The organism is Patescibacteria group bacterium (assembly GCA_041662665.1).
In the GTDB taxonomy this organism is placed as follows: Bacteria; Patescibacteriota; JABMPQ01; order JABMPQ01; family JAQVVF01; genus JAQVVF01.
In genome coordinates this window covers 1-20371 of record JBAZSC010000001.1, presented here as the reverse complement: position 1 = coordinate 20371, position 20371 = coordinate 1, and the positions used below count along the sequence as shown (strand labels likewise).

General features: G+C 33.5%; 22 protein-coding genes and 2 tRNA genes. 16 read left to right on the top strand and 8 right to left on the bottom strand.

Translation table 11 applies throughout. The annotated features are described in order from the left end of the window. The first annotated feature begins 5 nt into the window (after positions 1-5). A complete protein-coding gene (locus WC663_00120) occupies positions 6-281 on the top strand; it encodes a hypothetical protein (GenBank protein MFA6295756.1) in 276 nt (91 codons plus the stop codon). Between the two features lie 152 nt (positions 282-433). Further along, positions 434-1648 carry a S1 RNA-binding domain-containing protein gene (locus WC663_00115; GenBank protein MFA6295755.1) on the top strand — a complete coding sequence of 405 codons (1215 nt, stop codon included), beginning with the start codon at positions 434-436 and terminating at the stop codon, positions 1646-1648. Between the two features lie 207 nt (positions 1649-1855). Here the strand turns inward: WC663_00115 and WC663_00110 are convergent, their stop codons facing one another. After that, the gene (locus tag WC663_00110; protein ID MFA6295754.1) at positions 1856-2248 is read right to left on the bottom strand and encodes a site-2 protease family protein; all 393 of its coding nucleotides are present in this window, start codon (positions 2246-2248) and stop codon (positions 1856-1858) included. 244 nt (positions 2249-2492) lie between these two features. Between WC663_00110 and tilS the strand changes: the two genes are divergently transcribed. From tilS to WC663_00095, 3 genes are all read left to right on the top strand, one after another. Continuing rightward, positions 2493-3515: a tRNA lysidine(34) synthetase TilS gene (gene tilS / locus WC663_00105; protein ID MFA6295753.1), complete on the top strand. Its 1023-nt coding sequence runs from the start codon at positions 2493-2495 to the stop codon at positions 3513-3515. A gap of 66 nt (positions 3516-3581) precedes the next feature. Further along, a complete protein-coding gene (ftsH, locus tag WC663_00100) occupies positions 3582-5402 on the top strand; it encodes an ATP-dependent zinc metalloprotease FtsH (GenBank protein MFA6295752.1) in 1821 nt (606 codons plus the stop codon). A 188-nt stretch (positions 5403-5590) separates the two neighbouring features. After that, on the top strand, positions 5591-6484 hold the full coding sequence (locus WC663_00095) for a hypothetical protein (GenBank protein MFA6295751.1): 894 nt from the start codon (positions 5591-5593) through the stop codon (positions 6482-6484). A gap of 114 nt (positions 6485-6598) precedes the next feature. On the opposite strand, the gene WC663_00090 is transcribed toward WC663_00095, so the two are convergent. Further along, entirely contained in the window at positions 6599-6988 is a 390-nt protein-coding gene (locus tag WC663_00090) for a hypothetical protein (protein MFA6295750.1), read from the bottom strand. Positions 6989-7519: 531 nt separating this feature from the next. Between WC663_00090 and WC663_00085 the strand changes: the two genes are divergently transcribed. Beyond that, complete coding sequence (locus WC663_00085) at positions 7520-9001, top strand: ATP-dependent helicase (protein MFA6295749.1); 1482 nt, start codon at positions 7520-7522, stop codon at positions 8999-9001. A 20-nt stretch (positions 9002-9021) separates the two neighbouring features. Here WC663_00085 and WC663_00080 read toward each other — a convergent pair whose 3' ends face one another. From WC663_00080 to WC663_00070, 3 genes are all read right to left on the bottom strand, one after another. Then, on the bottom strand, positions 9022-9276 hold the full coding sequence (locus tag WC663_00080; protein ID MFA6295748.1) for a hypothetical protein: 255 nt from the start codon (positions 9274-9276) through the stop codon (positions 9022-9024). Between the two features lie 190 nt (positions 9277-9466). Further along, positions 9467-9543, bottom strand: a tRNA-Val gene (locus WC663_00075). Between the two features lie 84 nt (positions 9544-9627). Continuing rightward, positions 9628-9700 (bottom strand) — tRNA-Ile (locus tag WC663_00070). A gap of 178 nt (positions 9701-9878) precedes the next feature. On the opposite strand from WC663_00070, the gene WC663_00065 reads away from it, so the two are divergent. From WC663_00065 to WC663_00040, 6 genes are all read left to right on the top strand, one after another. Continuing rightward, a complete protein-coding gene (locus tag WC663_00065) occupies positions 9879-10439 on the top strand; it encodes a methyltransferase domain-containing protein (GenBank protein MFA6295747.1) in 561 nt (186 codons plus the stop codon). Between the two features lie 25 nt (positions 10440-10464). Continuing rightward, positions 10465-10833, top strand: coding sequence for a YraN family protein (locus WC663_00060; protein ID MFA6295746.1), 369 nt, complete (start codon positions 10465-10467; stop codon positions 10831-10833). Positions 10834-10941: 108 nt separating this feature from the next. Next, positions 10942-11418 (top strand): WxcM-like domain-containing protein, encoded by a 477-nt coding sequence (locus tag WC663_00055; protein ID MFA6295745.1) that lies wholly within the window; start codon positions 10942-10944, stop codon positions 11416-11418. Positions 11419-11674: 256 nt separating this feature from the next. Next, positions 11675-12913, top strand: coding sequence for a transcription termination factor NusA (gene nusA, locus WC663_00050; GenBank protein ID MFA6295744.1), 1239 nt, complete (start codon positions 11675-11677; stop codon positions 12911-12913). A gap of 220 nt (positions 12914-13133) precedes the next feature. After that, entirely contained in the window at positions 13134-15116 is a 1983-nt protein-coding gene (locus tag WC663_00045; GenBank protein ID MFA6295743.1) for a sodium-translocating pyrophosphatase, read from the top strand. A gap of 112 nt (positions 15117-15228) precedes the next feature. Continuing rightward, complete coding sequence (locus tag WC663_00040; protein MFA6295742.1) at positions 15229-15579, top strand: four helix bundle protein; 351 nt, start codon at positions 15229-15231, stop codon at positions 15577-15579. A gap of 73 nt (positions 15580-15652) precedes the next feature. On the opposite strand, the gene WC663_00035 is transcribed toward WC663_00040, so the two are convergent. The 3 genes from WC663_00035 to WC663_00025 all read right to left on the bottom strand — a co-directional run bounded on the left by WC663_00035 (position 15653) and on the right by WC663_00025 (position 17561). Next, positions 15653-16123 (bottom strand): hypothetical protein, encoded by a 471-nt coding sequence (locus WC663_00035; protein MFA6295741.1) that lies wholly within the window; start codon positions 16121-16123, stop codon positions 15653-15655. 174 nt (positions 16124-16297) lie between these two features. Continuing rightward, positions 16298-16753, bottom strand: a complete 456-nt coding sequence (locus tag WC663_00030; protein MFA6295740.1) for a hypothetical protein — start codon at positions 16751-16753, stop codon at positions 16298-16300. Positions 16754-16952: 199 nt separating this feature from the next. Next, positions 16953-17561, bottom strand: coding sequence for a hypothetical protein (locus tag WC663_00025; GenBank protein MFA6295739.1), 609 nt, complete (start codon positions 17559-17561; stop codon positions 16953-16955). A gap of 81 nt (positions 17562-17642) precedes the next feature. Here WC663_00025 and WC663_00020 point away from each other — a divergent pair, with 81 nt between their 5' ends. From WC663_00020 to WC663_00005, 4 genes are all read left to right on the top strand, one after another. Further along, a complete protein-coding gene (locus WC663_00020; GenBank protein MFA6295738.1) occupies positions 17643-18515 on the top strand; it encodes a hypothetical protein in 873 nt (290 codons plus the stop codon). Positions 18516-18630: 115 nt separating this feature from the next. Continuing rightward, positions 18631-19305: a hypothetical protein gene (locus tag WC663_00015; GenBank protein ID MFA6295737.1), complete on the top strand. Its 675-nt coding sequence runs from the start codon at positions 18631-18633 to the stop codon at positions 19303-19305. A 13-nt stretch (positions 19306-19318) separates the two neighbouring features. Next, positions 19319-19732 carry a MotA/TolQ/ExbB proton channel family protein gene (locus WC663_00010; GenBank protein ID MFA6295736.1) on the top strand — a complete coding sequence of 138 codons (414 nt, stop codon included), beginning with the start codon at positions 19319-19321 and terminating at the stop codon, positions 19730-19732. A gap of 5 nt (positions 19733-19737) precedes the next feature. Next, positions 19738-20208 carry a hypothetical protein gene (locus tag WC663_00005; protein ID MFA6295735.1) on the top strand — a complete coding sequence of 157 codons (471 nt, stop codon included), beginning with the start codon at positions 19738-19740 and terminating at the stop codon, positions 20206-20208. Positions 20209-20371: the final 163 nt, after the last annotated feature.

Here is a 20371-nt window from a genome sequence, read left to right as displayed (position 1 = left end):
ACAAGATGAGATCGGATGATCAGATGAATTCGTTGTCTTTATTAAACAGAAAAGAAGCTTTACTCAGAGAAGTAACAATACTTAATCTTTCTGAAGATGGAAATCATGTGTTGAAAGGCAAAGGAATTTTGAAAATTGCTGATCTGGTCAAGGTTGACAATAACAATTCACTTTGGGAAAGATTGGCGAGGGTTGATATCGCAATCATCGAGCGATTCTTGAGGAAATTTGGTTTGCATCGATGGATGAGCGAGAATGAAGTAAACGCACTTTTGTTTTAACAGGTTTTAGACCTGTTTTTTGTTGCCTCACACCATATGAACAATAAAGCAATAAAACAAGAAAACAAAACTATTCTAACCAGTCTAACTAGTCTAACTTATTTGATATAAATCTCTTGCCAAAGTAATAAAAACTAATTATAATGGTCTATATGAAAAACACTAAACAATTAAAGACACTTGACAATCTTGTCAGTGAAAAAGTCAAAGAGACAGAGATCGAACAAAAAAAAGAGCAGGATGCTCTTATGGAACAATTAGAAAATCAGGTAGTCCCAAAGCCTTCCGATACTTTGGTTGGCAAAGTTATCGAAATGTCAAAAAACGCTGTTTACATTGACTTAGGTCAATATGGTATTGGCGTTGTACGTGGCAAAGAACTTTGGGAAAGCTTGGATGTTTATGGCGAATTAAATGTTGGCGATGAAGTTGAAGCAACAATTTTGGAAATGGAAAATGAAGAAAATATTCTAGAATTAACATTCAGAAAAGCAACAAAGAAAGAAGTTTGGGATGAATTAAATGAAAAAAGAGATAAAAGAGAAATCATTACTGTTAAAATTCAAAGCGCAAATAAAGGCGGATTATTAACAACATTATTTGGAATTCCTGCTTTTATGCCTGTTTCTCAATTAACTCCAGAGCATTATCCTAGGGTTGAAGGCGGAGATCAAGATAAAATTTTATCTAAATTGCAATCTTTCATTGGAAAGAAAATGAAGATTCAAATTGTTACAGCTGATCCAAAAGATGAAAAATTAATTATATCTGAAAAAGAAGCAGCATTCACAAAGCAAAAAGAAAAAATTGGCAATGTGAAAGTTGGCGATGTTGTAGAAGGCGAAGTTTCTGGAATTGTTGATTTCGGTATCTTTGTAAAATTTGATGGTCTTGAAGGATTAGTTCATATTTCTGAATTATCTTGGCAAAGAGTTGATGATCCAGCAAATTTAGTTAAGATTGGTGATAAGATTAAAGCTGAAATCATCGGAATTGAAGATTCAAAAATTACATTATCTATCAAGAAATTACAAAAAGATCCTTGGATTGAAGCTGTTAAGAAATATAAAGTAGGACAGAAGGTTATGGGAATTGTCAAAGAAGTTAAGCCATTCGGTATTTTCATTCAACTTGATAAAGATATTCATGGATTAGTCCATGTTTCTGAACTTCCATTCAATATTGCTGATTCTAAAAAAGAATTACCAATGGGTACAGAGCGAGAATTCAGAATCTTATCAATTGAACCAGGAGAACACCGTTTGGGATTAACGCTAAAGCTTGATGAAACGAAAGACGTGAAGAAAGAGGAAGAACCTGAAAAAAAGGCTGACAAGAAAAAAAAGACTGAAGAGAAGAAAAAATAATATTCGGAATTTCGGAAATTAAAAATTACTATGAGCCAGCGTGAAAACGCTGGTTTTCGTTTTTAGAGCGTCGGAGCGTCGGAGCGTAGGACGTTCTGACGGTCCGAAGCTCTGACGTTCTGACGGTCCGACGGTCCGAAGCTCTGACGGTCTGAAGGTCTGATACTCTAAATAAAAAAAATCACGCATGGGCGTGAAAAATGAACATTAATCTTTTTTCCAGATCAGTGAACCATCTGGACAAAATGGAGATAGATTGTAAAGGGCACTGCTAATTGGCATAATAGAGAGGAGAGCATAAGAATTTTGTACAGATAAGCAATAGGCTAGAAAAATAATTCCAAATATGAATTCCAGAAGAGGGCCAGAAAAGGTTGCAATCTTGTCCTTTCTGTTTGAAAATTGGGCATCTTTCTGATAACTGACATAAAAACCATACTCCAACCTACCAGGAATTTTGTCAAAACCTATTTTTACTAATTTTACCTTGAATGCTTTATAGGCTATGATGTGGCCAAGCTCATGAAATACTATTGAACCGAATAATGTAGATACAGAGATTAACAAGATTTTTGCATATGGCAAGTATTCTTCGACCATGTTCTCCCTCCTGTGCTTTTTTACAGCCAGCACTAAATTAGCACAATATAAATTTTTTGTCAAATATTTTAGAGCATCAGAACGTGGGAACGTGGGAACGTCGGAGCGTCAGATCGTCGGAGCGTAGGACGTTCTGACGGTCCGAAGTTCTGACGGTCCGAAGCTCTGACGTTCTGACGGTCCGACGGTCCGAAACACAAAACCTTGATTACTTCACTAATTAATGCTAAACTACCGCTTACTTATGCAAGATCTAGTATTAAAAACAATTTCAGATTATAATTTAATTAAGCCTCGCGAGAAGGTTATTTTAGGTTTGTCTTCTGGACCCGACTCCGTATGCTTGCTGGATATTTTGTGTAAGATTAAAAGTCTAAAATCTAAAGTCAAAAGTAATGAATTATCTGCCTTCGCTGAAACTACGGCAGACAGGAAAGTCCAAAATATTCTTGATTTTGATTTGGTATTAGCGCACGTAAATTATAATTTGAGAGGAAAAGATTCTTTTTTGGATATGATTTTGGCACGAAAACTGGCTGAACAATATAATTTGCCAATTTATGTTAAAGAGGTTAAAGATTTAGATTTAAAAGATAAGGGATTGGAAGCAAAATGCCGGAAAATTAGATATGATTATTTTAATGAAATTTTGGCTAAAGAAAAGGCAGATAAGATTGCAGTTGCTCATAATAAGGATGATGATGCAGAGACAATTTTGATGTTTTTCTTGAGAGGATCTGGATTAAAAGGATTGAGCGGAATTAAATTTGAACAAAATAATATCATCAGGCCATTATTAAATTGTTATAAGCGAGATATTTTGCTTTATTTGAAAGAAAACCATTTGGAATATCGAAATGATTCCACAAATTCACAAAATATTTATTTAAGAAACAAAATTAGGCATGAATTGGTGCCATTTTTGGAAGAAGGATATAACAAAAATTTAAGATCAACAATTTGCCAGAGTGCAAAGACTTTGAAAGATGATTTTGATTATATTGAAAGGACCGCAAAACTAAAATTGGCAGAGCTAAGCTTAGATGAAAATACTTTGAAATTAAATGAATTTTTAGCTCTTGATAAATCTTTGCAAAGAGCGATTTTGAGATTGAAATTAGAGAAATTTAAAGATATTAGCTTTTTAGATTTGGAAGAAGCTTTGAGAGTTTTGAGGACAGCGAAAACTGGTTCAATGCGACAAATTAAGGGGTTGCAAATCTTGAAAGAATATGACAAAATTAAAATGCTTGCAACTAGTAATTAGTAACTGGTAATTAGAAAAACTGTATTCTAGTTACTAGTTACTTATTACTAATTTACTTATAAATTCATGAAAAAAATACTTAAAAATTTTGTATTGGCGATTTTGGTGTTTTTGATAATTGCATCTATTTTTGCATTTTATAAGACACCGCTAACTAAAACTGAAGAGATTTCTTTGACTCAATTGACATCTGATATAAATAAAGAGCAGGTTAAAGAGATAAAGATTAACGGCAATGAATTAGAAATCAAAAAATCTGATGACAAGATCGTAAAGACGAAGAAAGAAGAAGAAACATCTTTGACAGATTCTTTAAATAATTATGGAGTAAAGCCTGAAAAATTAGCAAAAGTAAATATCATAGTTTCAGAACAATCTGGCACAATGTATTGGTTAGGAAATATTTTGCCTTTTGTTTTGCCTTTCTTGCTTGTTGGCGTATTTATTTGGTTTATGGCAAGAGGAATTCAAAAATCAAATTCTAAAGCAATGATGTTTGGCGAATCAAGAGCCAAAAAATATGAGCCAGAAAAAGGCAAGAAAAAAATTACTTTCAAAGATGTTGCTGGCGCAAAAGAAGCAAAAGAAGAATTATGGGAAGTTGTTGAATTTTTAAAAAGCCCAAAAAAGTTTTCTGAACTTGGCGCTGAAATTCCGAAAGGCGTTTTGTTGATTGGACCTCCAGGAACTGGTAAGACTTTGCTTGCAAAAGCTGTTGCAAATGAAGCAAATGTGCCATTTTATAGTATTTCTGGTTCTGAATTTGTGGAAATGTTTGTTGGTGTTGGCGCATCACGTGTTAGAGATTTATTTGATAAAGCAAAAAAGACTGCTCCATGCCTTATTTTCATTGATGAAATTGATGCAGTTGGCAGACATAGAGGTGCTGGTTTAGGCGGATCTCATGATGAAAGAGAGCAAACGCTAAATCAAATTTTGTCAGAAATGGATGGATTTATTCCTAATTCTGGAATTGTAGTTATTGCTGCGACAAATAGACCTGATGTTTTGGATCCAGCTTTGCTTCGCCCAGGCAGATTTGATAGAAGAGTTGTTTTGGATTTGCCAGATATGGAATCAAGAGAAGCAATTTTGAAAATTCATGCAAAGAACAAACCTTTAGAAAAAGATGTTGATATAAAAGTATTATCACAGCGAACTCCTGGATTTTCTGGTGCTGATTTAAAAAATTTAATGAACGAAGCTGCAATAACTGCTGCTCGCGAAAATAAAAAGACTGTCAGCATGAAAAATTGTGTTGATGCAATTGAAAAAGTAATGCTAGGGCCTGAGAGAAAAAGTTTTATGTTGTCTAAAGAAGAAAAGAAGATTGCTGCATATCATGAAGCTGGTCATGCTTTGATTTCACATTTATTGCCAAATGCTGATCCAGTTCAAAAGATTTCAATTATTTCAAGAGGACAAGCTGCAGGATATACGCTTAAATTACCTGAAAAAGAAAAACATTTTCATGCTAAAGCTGAATTTTTGGATGATTTAGCAGTATTATTAGGCGGTTATGTTGCTGAAAAATTAACTTTTGGCGATGTAACTACTGGCGCAACATCTGATTTAAGACAAGTAACTGCTGTTGCACGCAAACTTGTGACTGATTATGGAATGTCTGATCTTGGCCCAATGACTTTTGGTCAAAAAGAAGAATTAGTCTTTTTAGGTAAAGAAATTGGCGAGCAAAGAGATTATTCTGAAGCAGTTGCTGCTGAAATTGATAGAGCTGTCAGAGGATTTGTTAATAATGGAAATGCTTTGGCGACTAAAACTATTACTGATAATAAGGCTAAACTTGAAAAAATCGCGAACGCACTTATTGATCACGAAGTTATCGAGAAAGAAGAGTTTAACAAAATGATGGCGGAAGATAAATAAAGTTAATCGCAAAAAAAATAAATTTGAATTGTCTTCCAGGCCGCAGCCGTTCTGCAACTAAAGTTGCACTAACCCCAACTAAAGTTGGGTAGTAATTTCGGTTATGACCCAGCTTCAGCTGGGGTTCGGAGAACTTTAGTTCTAGTCGTGCAGATTTGCTGAAGAAAATTGATTCTTAAGTTAAAAATATGGACTATATTAATTTAGTTAAACGTAGTTTAAGTTTGACTTGGAAATTCAAATTCCTCTGGTTTTTTGGATTATTTATTGCATTGATGTCTGGTGGAAGCGGAATGAATTTTAATGGATTTGATATGGGGTCAATGCCTAAAACTACTCAAATCAACACTCAAAATTTAGATCTTAAATCTTTTATTGATCAAAATGTTATTTGGGTAATTATTGTAATTTTGGCAGTTTTATTTTTGATAGGTCTAGCATTATGGATTTTATCAATAATTTCACAAGGCGCTTTGATTGGCTGTGCTGATAAGCTTGATAAACAAGTTAAAACTAATGTTAAAGATGGACTTATTATTGGCAAAAAATATTTCTGGAGAATTTTAGGAATATCTTTGCTGTTTGGGCTAACGATATTTTTGTCATTTATAATTCTTGGTACGCCAGTAACATTGTTATTTTATTTTCAACTATTTGGCAGAGCAGTTTTGTTATTATTACTAGCATTATTAATTTTTGTGCCTGAAGTAATTTTTCTGTCTTTGATTTTAAATTATGCTTTGAGGGCAATTGTTTTGAAAGATAATAAAATTGTTGAATCAATAAAGACAGCTTATAATTTGCTGATTAATAATTTCTGGCAGACCATTGTTGTTGCATTAATTTTTATTGGCATAAATTTGGCAGTTTCAATTGCGATTTTTATGGCAATATTCTTGATTGCAGTTCCAGTTGTTATTTTGATTTTGCTAACTAAAGCAATTCTAGGATCAATTTTGTTTTGGATTTGCGTTGTTCTTGCAGTATTATTGTTAATAATTGTTTCGCTAACGATAAAAACTTTATTGATTACTTTCAAATATAATCTCTGGACATTAACTTTCAAAGAATTAAAAAAGTAAACAAAATCCGCCTTCGCTAAAGCTTCCACCTTCGCAAAGGCTTCCGCCTCCGCAAAGCTTCGGTGGACAAGTCGGTGGACAAGTCGGCGGATAAAAAAAGACTAGGCAAAAAGCTTAGTCTTTTGATTTGAACGTGCAAACGAAGATACAAAGATCGAAAAACAAAAAGAAAATGAAGCCAAGTATATAGAACATCGGAACATTGACTGGCAATTTTGGAATTGAGTTAAGAATGAATGCATATGGAAGCATGGCAAAAATACTGATTAAGATAAAAAACAAGCTAAGATATCTGTGGAAAAATTTGAAGATTGAAAAAATCGACAGAATCATGTAACTATACACACAAATAACAAAGCAGTAAGAAATAATTCCTTGAGTTGGAATGATGATAATAGTACATAATTCTGACCAGATTAAGCCAAGCAACCAAATGATTTCTTGAATATCAAGAAAAAACTTCTGAATTCTTTGACGCCAGATGATTGTTGATTCTGGTTCCATTTCCTTTCCCTCCTGTTAGAAATATTTTTGCATAGTCATAACATAATTGATGATCAGATCAAAGGGAATGAAAAAAAGTGAAATTGCGAGGAAGATATCAAATCCGAGAAATAAAAATGCTGGATAGAAGAATATTTTTCCTCCAAAATCATCGAAAGAATAAGGATGAGTTAAAACAAAATAGAGAATCAGCGAAACAGCAATTGCATTTATAATGATTAAAATAATTTTGATAAAACGATAGTTTAGTTCAAAACCAAAAATCAAAAAACAAAATGAAATACATACAATTATGCTGCCGATTGTAATTAAGCGTAGATCATTGTAACTTACGAGTGTAGACATAAGAAATAGAATTGACCAAACAAATCCAGATAACCAAATCAAGAATTGAGGATAAAGCGCGACAGCACTAAAGATTCTCATTTTGCGAGAATGGTTTGGCATTTTCTTTTTCCCTCCTTGGTTGTGAAAGTGCGAATATTGAATAATAATATTTAATTTAAGATAAATCAAGTGAAGCGATAAATTATGTTAGATTATTTAAAAAAATTAGATCCTGGACAATTGCAGGCTTCAACTTCTAAATCTAAACATATTTTGTGCTTGGCTGGTGCTGGATCTGGCAAAACACGAGTTTTAACATCTCGTGTTTTTAATTTAGTAAAAAATAATAAAATTAATCCAGAAAATATTTTGGCGATAACGTTTACAAGAAATGCAGCAAAAGAAATGAAAGAAAGATTAATAAAGATGGATGTGAATGCAAATTTAATGTGGGTATCAACTTTTCATGCAACTGCTTTTAAGATATTACGTGAAAATTTTAGAAATGCGAGCAAGATTAAGATTATTACTGACAAAAATCAAGATAAGATGTTTAAATTTTGCATTGATAAATTATGCGAGAATAAAAAGTTTGCTTTAGCTTATAAAGATTATTTAGAAGAGAATAATTGGCCTGAATATCTATTTTTTGAAGAGGTAACTAAGATAATAAAAGAATGCAAATCAAGATCACTGACTTTAGCTGACATTGTCAAGAGAGCAAAATTAATTTCTGATTGCGATTCGAAGAATTTTTATAGATTATTATTTTTAATTTTTAGCTATTATCAAAAATACCTATTTTTGCATAATTATTTTGATTTTGAAGATTTAATGAACAAGGCGATTGAATTGCTTGTTAATGATAAAAAAGTTTTAAAACATTATCAAAATAAATTCAAACATATTTTAGTTGATGAATTCCAAGATGTTAATTTTACTCAAGTTAAATTCTTGGATTTGCTAAATAATAAGAATAATAATTTATTTGTAGTTGGTGATGATTGGCAGGCGATTTATGGCTGGCGAGGCGGAAATATTGGTTTTATTTTGGATTTTAAAAAGAAATATAAAGAGACTTGTGAATCAATTGTTTTGCCTTTTAATTATAGAAGCGATGGGTATATTGTGAATTCTGCTTCTAAAATTATTAGGAAAAATAAAAAGCAATATAGAAAAAAGATTAAGCCTTTTTGGCCATTTAAAAATAAGATTTTGGTTTTTAAAGCAAAAGATAAACGAGAAGAAGTGGAATTTGTGTTGAGTGAAATTAAAAAGATAAAGAAGCAAAACATAATGATTCTAGGTCGCAATTGGAAAGTTCTGGCACCATATATTGAGAGATTTAACCAGAAGACGCTCGGCTTTCTCCGGAAAAAGCCGAGCGTCGCGTCTGTACCCACAATTACAACGATTCATTCCGCAAAAGGTATGGAAAGCGATATTGTATTTCTGGTTGGACTTCATTCTGGCAGGCATGGCTTTCCACAGGTTAAAGAAGATTATGAAATTATGAAAGTGATTAGAGATGCAAGCTTAGAAGAAAGATTGTCGGAAGAGAGAAGATGTTTTTATGTTGGCGTTACTCGAGCAAAAAAAATTCTCTATCTTTGTACAATTAAGAATAGAGAATCTAGGTTTGTTGAAGAAATACCGAAGAGATTTGTGAAAATTTTAACAAAATAAAAAAGACCGTTGACGATGGTCTAAGCTTTGCTTTCCGGAATGATCGCAAAGCGAATAAATTTTGCAGAATGCATATTTATCAAAAGGTCAGGATGATCTTCTTCTTTATACTTATTGGTCTTTTCATCGAGGTCGTAATCGAGAACTCGTTTGACTGATACAAGTAGCACTAGAGAACCTTCCATTTTTTCAATTTGTCCCTTATATTCGCGCTCGCCGATGCCTTTTTTTTCATCAAATATGGCAATAACTCTTTTTCCAACGAGTTTTTGCATGTGTTCCTCCTCCTTGGTGCGAGCAAAATTATGAATAAATTAATTTAGCAGGAAAATATTGTTTTGTAAAGGTTTCTACCCTCCCCATGGGAGGGGTTCGTGTAAAAAAGCATTAAGCATTTTAAAACGAAACCCCTGCCATGGGCAGGGTAGAAATTTTTCATTTTGAATTTTGCATTTATAATTTTCTTGGTGGGCGGTATCTGATTTGAACAGATGACCTTTACGATGTCAACGTAACGCTCTAGCCAACTGAGCTAACCGCCCAAGCTAATAACAAAATAACTAAATTATAAATGAAAAATTATCGGAAATTTTGTTATTTCTCATTTTGTAATTTATAATTAGATTTGGGCCTGGTTGGGATCGAACCAACGACCAATCGGTTATGAGCCGACCGCTCGTACCACTGAGCTACAGGCCCGAAATAATAACAAAATAACTAAATTATAAATAACAAAATAATCTGTGTATCTGTGTAAAATCTGTTTTGAATCTGTGTAAGATTTGTTAGTTTAAATTTATCTCATTTTTAACAATTCGTCAATTGTATGTTATATTAGTGATAATTAGAGTAATTAGTAAAATATTAGTGTAATATTATGCAAAAACAAAAACCAATTTCATTAAAAGCGCCAAGTTTTTTGAATCCGAAAGATATTTTAAGGCAATCTGATATTGCCCAAAATATGATTGTTGCTGATCTTGGTTGCGGATCTGGATATATGACATTTGCAGCATCAAAATTAGTTGGACCTTCTGGAATTGTTTATGCTGTTGATGTGCAAAAAGCTGTTTTGTCTGGAATTAGATCAGACATTAGTTTTTATGGTGCCAGAAATGTAAAGCCTGTTTGGGCAGATATTGAAGTACCAAATGCAACTGGAATTTCAAACGATAGCGTTGATTTGGTAATGCTTGTTATGAATCTTTATCAATCAAAAAAACCAGACATGATTTTTGCGGAAAGCTATAGAATGACCAAACCAGGCGGAAAATTATTAGTTGTTGATTGGAGAAAAGAAGCAATTCCTGTTGGACCAAATGTTAATGAGAGAATTGCTTATGATGTTGTGCTAAAACATGCCAAGAATGCTGGATTTTCATTTGTTAAAGATATAAAGACTGATGAATATCATTATGGTTTAATTTTTAAAAAGTAACTTGTAATTAGTAACTAGTAACTTGATGACAAATACTAATCTTAAAATTGGTGATTTGGGTGAAAAGTTGGCTTGTGATCATTTGAAAAAACTAAATTATATTATTTTAGATAAAAATTATCATTCTAGATTTGGTGAGATTGATATTATTGCAAAAGATAAGAATACAATTGTCTTTGTTGAAGTTAAAACAAGAACTAATTTATATTTTGGTCAACCGCAAGAAGCGGTTGATTTTTTTAAGCTAAAAAAGATGGCAAAGACGATTTATAATTATATTAGTCTAAATAATATTCGTGATGCGATAAGAATTGATGTTGTGGCGATTGAGCTGAATATGAAAACGAGAAGAGCAAGTTTAAGGCATTTTAAGGATGCGCTGGCGGAGAGCTGACGGAAATTCGGAAATTAAGATATTACGGATATTAAATATTAAATATTGACTTTTACGTACATAAGATTAAGCTGTAATAAGCACCTTGGACAAGAGGAGGGAAGAGAGATGGCGAGAAAGAAGTTTGGCGATGATCCGATGGATTTTCTTTCAAAACCAACACAGTCATTTATGGAAACAACTTTTGATTTGCCTCAAAGAAGAAATGACGAAAAGCCCGGACGTACTTTAAAGGTACTTTTTGATAAACGTGCTCCCTTAGCTCCAAAATTCAAATGCAGATTCGTTTATTGTGTGACTCTGGATACAAAGGGGAATAAGACAGGTTGCCACTATCACAAAAGAAAGCACGAAATGCTTTTTTGCACTAATGGTTCTGTTAAAGTGATTAGATGTGGAAAATGTTACAGACACTCTACGAACCTGAATGCGAGCGAGCATCAAGCTGTTTATATCGAACCTGGCGTTATCCATCAGGTGATTGCTTGTACCGATGGTGCAACTGTTGTCGTCATTGCTTCAGCGCCAAATTCGTGTAATGATGAATTTGAAACTGAATTTCCAAATAGTGACAAGATTTCCTAATTAAACACTAATTCTCTTGCATTTTTCGTACATTATGATAAACTTATCTAAAGTTGAATAAGTCAATCCTAGAACACATTAGTGTTCTTTTTTATTGGGACCGTGAGAAATGGGATAATGGGAAATGAGAAACGCAACGCAGTTCGCAATCCCAAGATCCCAAGGTCTCATTATCACATTTCTCAAAGTCACATTTCCCATTTCCTGTGAAATTTGGTAAAATTAATTTAACTAATAATTATCTAATATTAAACTTATGGCTACTGAATTTGAACTCGCTATTGAACAAATTTGTGAAGAAAAAAATTTAAAAAAAGAAGATGTAATCTCAACAATTGAGGCTGCTTTGGCTGCTGCTTTTCGTAAAGATTATGGCAAAAAAGGTCAATTGATTGAAACTGAATTTGATCCAAAGACTGGCAAGACATTAGTTTTTGATGTCAAAGAAGTTGTTGAAGAAAAAGAAGAGGAAGACAAGGCTGAAAGACAAGTAACAGTAGAAGAAGGTCAAAAATTAAAAAAGGGCGCAAAAGTAGGCGATATTATCAAAACAGAAATTACACCAAAAGAAATTTCATTTGGTAGAATTGCTGCTCAAACTGCAAAACAAGTTATTATCCAAAAAATCAGAGAAGCAGAAAGAAATACAATCTTTGATGCTTATAAAGATAAAGAAGGCGAAGTATTAAATGGCACAATCCAAAGGATGGAAGGTCAAACTATGTTTGTTGATCTTGGCCAAGCAACTGGATTATTATTTCCAACTGAACAAATCAGAGGCGAAGAATATTCTATTGGACAAAGATTAAAAGTGTTTTTAGTCGAAGTAAAAGAATCAGCAAAAGGACCAGAAATTATTTTATCTAGATCTCATCCTGATATTGTCAGAAGAATGTTTGAATTAGAAGTACCAGAAATCGCAGCTGGCGCTGTTGTAATTAAAGCTGTTGCCAGAGAAGCTGGTGCAAGAACAAAGATCGCAGTTATGTCAACAAAAGAAGAAATTGATCCAATTGGCGCTTGCGTAGGCCAGCGAGGTACTAGAGTTCAAACAATTATTAATGAATTAGGCGGAGAAAAGATTGACATTATTTCTTGGGATGAAAATCCAGTTAAATTTATTACAAATGCATTATCTCCAGCAAAAGCTATTTCTGTTCAATTAAATGAAGAAGAAAAAACAGCAAAAGTTGAAGTTGTTGAAGATCAATTATCATTAGCTATTGGTAAACATGGACAAAATGTACGCTTGGCTGTGAAATTGACGGGTTGGAAAATCGACGTGCTCAAGGATGAAAGTTCTGGCAATGATGAAAAGACTGACGATAAAACTAAGGCTGAAGAGAAGAAGGATGTAAAAACAGAAAACAGTAAAGAGAAAACAGAAAAAACTGATAAAAAACCTGAGGCTAAGGAAGAAAAAGTTGAAACTAAAAAAGAAGAATCAAAAAAGGAAGATAAATCTGAAAAGAAAGAAAAAGCCGAGAAGAAATAATATCCGTAATATCAAAATCGTGTAGATATTCAGATACTAAGAAATTCGGATATTGACTTGTAGAAAAAGATTTACGTTTTGAATATAATTTCCGAATATTAAATCGTTTAGATATTCGGATATTAAGATATTAGGATATTAGTGTATTGAAATAGATATGCGTGTAATAATATAATTTCCGAATATTTTAAGTTTAAATATAACAATTAAATAAAACGTTATGACAATTTTCGCATTGGTATCCGCGATTATCGCGTTGTTTTTTGCAGGCTATTTGGTCATGCAAATTAACAAAGCAGAAAAAGGCAACCAAAAAATGGAGGAAATCTCAAAAGCGATTAGAGAAGGAGCAATGGCCTATTTAAAAAGACAATATAGGGCAATTGCTATCTTTGCAGTAATTTTGTTTGTAGTCCTATGGGTTGCAACAAATTTTCAAACTGCAATCGGCTTCTTGGTTGGCGCTTTCTTGTCAGCTTTGGCTGGATTTATTGGAATGAGCGTTTCAGTTAGAGCTAACGTAAAAACTGCTCAAGCTGCAACAAGAGGATTATCAAAAGCTTTGGATGTAGCTTTCAAAGGCGGAGCTGTTACTGGCATGGCTGTTGTTGGAACAAGCCTTTTAGGCGTAACAATATTTTATTTAATTTTTAGAGATCCAATTTTATTGATTGGATTTGGTTTTGGCGCTTCATTAGTTTCTTTATTCGCTAGAGTTGGCGGAGGAATTTACACAAAAGCTGCTGATGTTGGCGCTGATCTAGTAGGCAAGGTTGAAGCTGGAATTCCAGAAGATGATCCAAGAAATCCTGCTGTTATTGCTGATAATGTTGGTGATAATGTTGGCGATGATGTTGGCATGGCTGCTGATTTATTTGAAACTTATGCTGTCACATTAATTGCAGCAATGCTTTTAGGCGTTGCGGTTTCAAATGGCGTTATTTTCCCATTAGCTTTGGGTGGTGTCGCTATTATCGCATCAATTCTTGGTACATTCTTTGTAAAATTGACTGACGAAAATATTATGAAGGCTTTGTACAAAGGTACAATTGCTTCAGCAATTTTTTCAGCAATTGGATTTTTGGTTGTTGTTAGAATTTTGAGAATTGATTTAAATTTATATTTTGCAGCATTAGTTGGATTAGCTGTAACAATTATTATTACTGTAATTACTGAATATTACACAGGTAAAAATAAACCAGTTAAATCAATTGCTAAAGCTTCAGAAACAGGTGCAGGAACAAACATCATTACTGGATTGGCAGTTGGATTGCAAAGTACTTGGCCAATTGTATTAACAATTATTGTTGGTATCTTAGCTTCCTTTTCTCTTGGCGGTGTCTATGGAATTGCAATTGCTGCATGCGCAATGTTATCAATGGCTGGAATTGTAGTTGCAATTGATGCTTATGGACCAATTACTGATAATGCTGGCGGTATCGCAGAAATGTCAGGATTACCTGAACAAACAAGAAAAATTACTGATGCTTTAGATGCAGTTGGAAATACAACTAAAGCAGTTACAAAAGGCTATGCCATTGGATCTGCTGCTTTGGCTGCATTAGCATTATTTGCAGCATATACTGATGAAATTGCAAACGCAGTTAAAAAATTCAATCTTAATTTAGACACTGTTTTACAAGTTGATAATGTTTATGTTTTAGTTGGCTTATTAATTGGTGGAGTATTACCATTTGTTTTCAGCTCATTTGCAATGCAAGCTGTAGGAAAAGCTGCTTTCAAAGTCGTTGATAATGTTCGAAAACAATTCAGAGAAAAGAAAATTATGGAAGGTATTGATAAGCCTGATTATGGACAATGCGTTGATATTGTTACAAAAGCAGCTCAAAAAGAAATGATTGCTCCTGCTTTATTAGCAGTATTATCACCAATATTTGTTGGATTTGTATTAGGTCCTAAGGCTCTTGGCGGATTATTGATTGGTCTTATTATTACAGGACTATTATTAGCAATTCAAATGACAACTGGCGGTGCTGCTTGGGATAATGCCAAGAAATATATTGAAGATGGAAATTTGGGTGGAAAAGGATCAAATGCTCATAAAGCTGCAGTTGTTGGCGATACAGTTGGAGATCCATTTAAAGATACAGCTGGACCAGCGTTGAATTCTTTGATTAAGGTTATCAATACGATTGCCGTAATTATTGCGTTTCTTGTGGCTCAATATCATATTTTTGGATAGGAGCGTGGGAAATGGGAACTTGGGAAATGGGAAGTGAGAAATGAGAACTGAAAATTAAAAAAATTTAAACCAGAAATTTAATGTTTCTGGTTTTTTATTATATTATTAATTCATGAAATATAATGATTTGATTGTTTATAAAAATTCTAAACTTTTATTCTCAGTATTAATAAAAATTGTCAGAAAATTTCCTTATGAAGGAAAATATTTGGTTAACCAAATTTTAAGAGCTGCAAATTCAATTCATGCTAACATAGCAGAAGGATTCGGCAGATCAGAAGCTGAATTTAAAAGATATCTAACTTCTGCTTTAGGTTCATGTAATGAATTAATAAGTCATATAGAAGATGCTTTAATGTCTGGGTATATAAGAAAAGATACTGCGGAAAAATTAATTGAAAAATATAATATTGTTGGAAAACAAATTTATTGTTTGAGAAACAGGTGGAAAAAATATAAATGATTTATAAAGCTTTCCCAATTCTCATTTCCCATTTCTAACGGTCCCAAATAAAAAACAGCGTGAAAGCTGTTGACTAAGGTGCGGTTGGTACATGAAGAGGATTCGCTTGAGAGTACGCTCTTAAAACTGGCGATTTTGCGAAGGTCAGAGAGAAAAATTCTCTGTCTTTGCTTCGAACAGTAAATTTAAAAGTATTTCCATCATCAGTTGGAACGATTGTGTGTCCTGTGATCTTTTCTCTTTCGATCCTATTTTGAACAATCAGCAAAGCGTCTGCCATTGCTATTTCCTGATGAAACTTGCCAAGTGAATCTGGACGAAGGTAGTAAACACCTGGAGTTGCACAAGCGGGATCATCGATAGTTGAAACTCCTTCTTCTAAACGAAAATATGAAACCATTCCTGTTTCATCGACTCGAACAATTTCAAATTTTCCTTCTTCGAAAATTATCATTCGAAAACGAAGATCCGAGAGTTGAACTCCACTTGCAACATAATGTTCTCTCAAAGAAGCTATTGCTGCAGAAATCGGTGGCTTTGCCATCTTTTTCCTCCTCCTCTCCTGTTGCGGTCCCGAAAGAGCAAGATTAATATATATTATTTTTGCGATTTGAACAAGGCTTTTTAACTCTTAGCGCAGAAATACGCGGAAGTTAACGCAGAAATAGCAGAAATAAAAAAACAGCGATAAAGCTGTAAAAAGTACGATTAAATTTGATTAGGCTTCGATTTGTCCTGATCTCCAAGCTGGAGTTTTGGCGAATGTTTCGGAAAACAAGATATTTAATCCACGATTTACGTCAATTCGCAAAACATAAGTATTTTGATCTTCGTCTCGATAAACAAGATTGCTATAATCAAGAGAATATTTTGCCAAATGTCGTTCCATTGCTAAGAAAGATTTTTCAACTGTTGTTTCCAAATGAAATTGACCAAGATTATCTGGACGAAGATAATAGACGCCTTGATTTCGCCAGGCTGGATCTTCAACTGTGGCGATACCTACCTCAGTATGAAAATCTAATACTCTGCCTTTTTCATCAACGCGAACGATTTCAAAAGATCCGTCTTCTATTGTTGTCATCTGAAAACGAAGATCTGCGAGTTTTTCGCCTTGTGACAAATAATATTCTCGAAGAGAAGCAACTGCACAGGAAATCGGCGGTCTGGGCATCTTTTTTCCTCCTTTGCTGATTGCTAAAAGAGCAAGCTAAACTATATATTATTTTGTTATTCTTGGCAATATTATTTGAATCCTCCTTCGTCCAGCACTTTTTGCGAAAAGGCTGGGACTTCCTCCTTCGCTAAGCTTCGGAGGACAAGTCGGCGGACAAAGAAAAAACAGCACATTATGCTGTAAAAAGTAAAGAACACTATGGCAAATCAAAATTCGTAATATAGAGATTGCCATTTCTGATATGAACAAGATAATCTCCATCGCCAATAGGCAAGAAAGTTTCATCATTTTTTCGCATTCCGCACATTGCAATTTGATTCAAATCTTCTTGCCTGTCAAAAACACTAATTGTGAAAATATCATGGCTAACGATCACTCGCACAATAAACTTTTCTTTTTGTCCGCCACGTTCAAGATACTTTCTATAAACCATAAAAACCATTTTGCTAAAATCAGTAACTGGCGCTTCTTTGCCTTGCTCTGTAAAACCGATAAAAGCGACTTTTTCAACTTTTTCATTTTCTTTTGGTTCAAATTCACGTGGCCAAGAAAAAACTAATGGCTCTTTTGTTGGCAAATAAAAATATGTTACCTGAAATTTTTCATCAGAATATGTTCTAACTGCAATACGCAAATCCTTAAACTTGCCGCCAGTATTTTGATGCATTGCTTTAATATTTGCAACAATTTTGTTAAAAGCGTCGTTTGCTTCAGGCTTCATTCCTTCCTCCTTGTCAGTTGATAAAGAGCTTAAGTTAGTATAATCAAATTGCTTATTTTTAGCAAGCGAAACATAAATATTCAATTCTTAAATCTTGACAAAATGTTGTAAAAGATATATACTCAATTATTCTTGTTTTCACGTCCTTTTCATAGGAGGAAAAAGATGAGCATCAAAACAATGGTTAGTTCATTGAAAAATGAATTGAAATTCAAGTGGCTCGAAATTAAAGACGTATTTAAGAGAAAGATATTGCCAGTTGCAGGTGGAAAACTGAAAAGTATTTTGGGCATAATATCAGTATTGTTCTTAGTCATTGCAGTTCCTGTAAAAAAAATAATAGCAATTGGAAGAGCCTATCATAGATTGAAGCAACGATTTAAGACTGTGATGAGACTATTGGTTGCTTTTGCTATTATTACTTTTTTGCTGATCTTGGTTGCCTGGTTCTTTGATTGGAAACTGCAGATGCACTTCTTTGAGTGTAATGGACATAAAACTGCAAAGACTACTACTCAGGCGACTCAGACTACACCTTTGATTCAAAAAGGCGATGCTAGTTTGAAAAGAAATATTGTCATTGATCCAAAAGATAATGTTCCCAAAGTTAGTTATTTGAAATTTGGTCCAAGCAAGAAAGATCATGTTTTAGGTGAAAATGCTGACCCTTCATGGAAAGTTTTGCTGATGCAAGGTGGTAAAAGAGGGAATTCGATAGATAAAGAAACCTTGAAACGCTGGAAAGCTGAGCTCTCGCAAATGCGCTATCTTTGTTTTGGATATTATAATGAAGGTGTTGAAGTGAATTGTTGGCAGTATGAGAATTTCTGTGATGTTTCTTTTGCATCAACTGTAAATGACAAAGGATTCAGAATGTATTTTAGATCAAAAGTTAGTCATAATGGATTTGATGAAATTACTGATTGGAAAATCTATAGTGTTGATGGAATTCATAATCTGAGAAGGAAGTCACGAGTAGATCTGGTTGATCAAATTCTTTTGGTCAAGCCAATTTGCAATCCCTTTTCGACAAAATAATGTACCTTGTTTAATCCTCTATGAGGATTTTTTTATTGACAAAATTGTAAAATTTTATTATTATAAAGAGCTAAAATTCTTCGCGCACCCTTAAAACTACAAGGAGAAAAAGAGAATGGAAAGAAAAACTCATCTTATGATTTATTCTTTTGTGGTTCTGGCAATTATTTTTCTAGGAAGCTATGAGTACATCAAAGATAATCCGCCTTCTAAGATTCTAGCATTAAATATTCCTTTTGATTTGGCAAAAACAGAAACTCAACAAGCACCAACTCAAATTGAGCAACAACAAACTTGCGATGATGGAATTCCAGATTTTGTTCTAAAAAAATCAGAATCTGCCAAAAAAGATTCTGATTTAACAGTTCCAAAGCTTGAGAAAAAGAAAGATAAGGCGAAGCCTGTAAAAAAACCAGCTCCAAAATGGTATCAGATTTTTTCTGAACATGATAGCACTACAAATATTATTGTGGTTCGAAGAATGAGAAAAGAGCTTTTTAAAATGATTCTTTCTTGTTTTACTAATGGATTTGTTACTGAAAAACATAAAGATTTTGAGATTAGCTGTTCTGGTGAGTGTTGTACGCTATCATATTTTATTAATGATGTTGGCAAAAAAATTCGCTACAAAGCAGCTTTTGATTATTGTGGACAAAATGTTGATAACATCAGAGTTTTTTCTTCCAAAGAAAGTGACTTGACTTATAGTGATCTTGATTATTTGGCTTTGAGTGTCGTACTTACTTACCCAACTTGCAAAAGCAATAGAGGAGGAGGAATCGATGATTGATAATCAGAAATCTATGAAAGGCAAGCTCTTGAATCTTCTTTACATTACTTATCTTCCTTTGGCATATTTGTCAGTAAAGACATTTGAACTGATTAGCATTTTCAAGAAACTGTCTGATCAAGGCTTCATTGTTTATTTAACTGGATTTTTGTTTTGCATGGCATTGCATCATCTTCTTTTAACTTGCGAAAAACAAAAGTTTAATGCTTTTTGTGAAATGATTCCGATGTCAGGATTTCTTGGGACTGTTATCGGCTTAATACAACAAATCGATCTTCTTGCTTCAGGAAGCTCGTCAAAAGAAGGCTTGATTGTTGCATTGCTAACAACTGGTCAAGGATTGATTTTGGTCATGGTATTGCAATTGATAAAGATGCTGTTGCCAAAAAAGATGAAAGACGGAATTACTGCGGAGAGTCCAAAATGAGAATAATGTCAACTGTTACTGCTGATATCTTCCTAAACTTTGCAATTATCATTTTGATCCTTTTTCAAGGTAATTCAGATTCAGCAATAAAAAAAATCAAAGATGAGAAGATAGCTGTTGAACAAGAGCTTGAGAAGACAAGAGAAGAATTGAAAAAAGCTCAAGAAAAGGCAGGAGAATTAGATAAGCTGAAAGAAGGATTAGTAAAATTCAAGAGGCAGGATTATTCTTTTGGAAATGATAAAAAAGCTGAGGTTTTGCTGTTTTGTGGTAAAGGTCAGGATTTGCCTTCATTAACAGCTGATGGACCTTCTGCTTCTTACGAAGATTTAGTTGTTTTTTTGAATAAAGTAAATGGCCGCAAAAAAATCGGTGTTGTGCAAAATGACGGAGCAAATCAATGTTACGTCAATACCTTGAGAGTTTTTCAAGAACAAGGAATTGAAAACTGGACACAACTCATTCCTGGACTTTAGCACTTTATATCCTCATTCGTTGAGGATTTTTTATTGCAAGGGTAATAACTAACTTTGCCACCAGTCGTTCGTTCTTTTAGTGCTTAAATATGGGATTAATGACATAATTTGGGACAATAACTAACTTTGCCACCAAATCTATGTCAAACATTTGTCCAGTTTG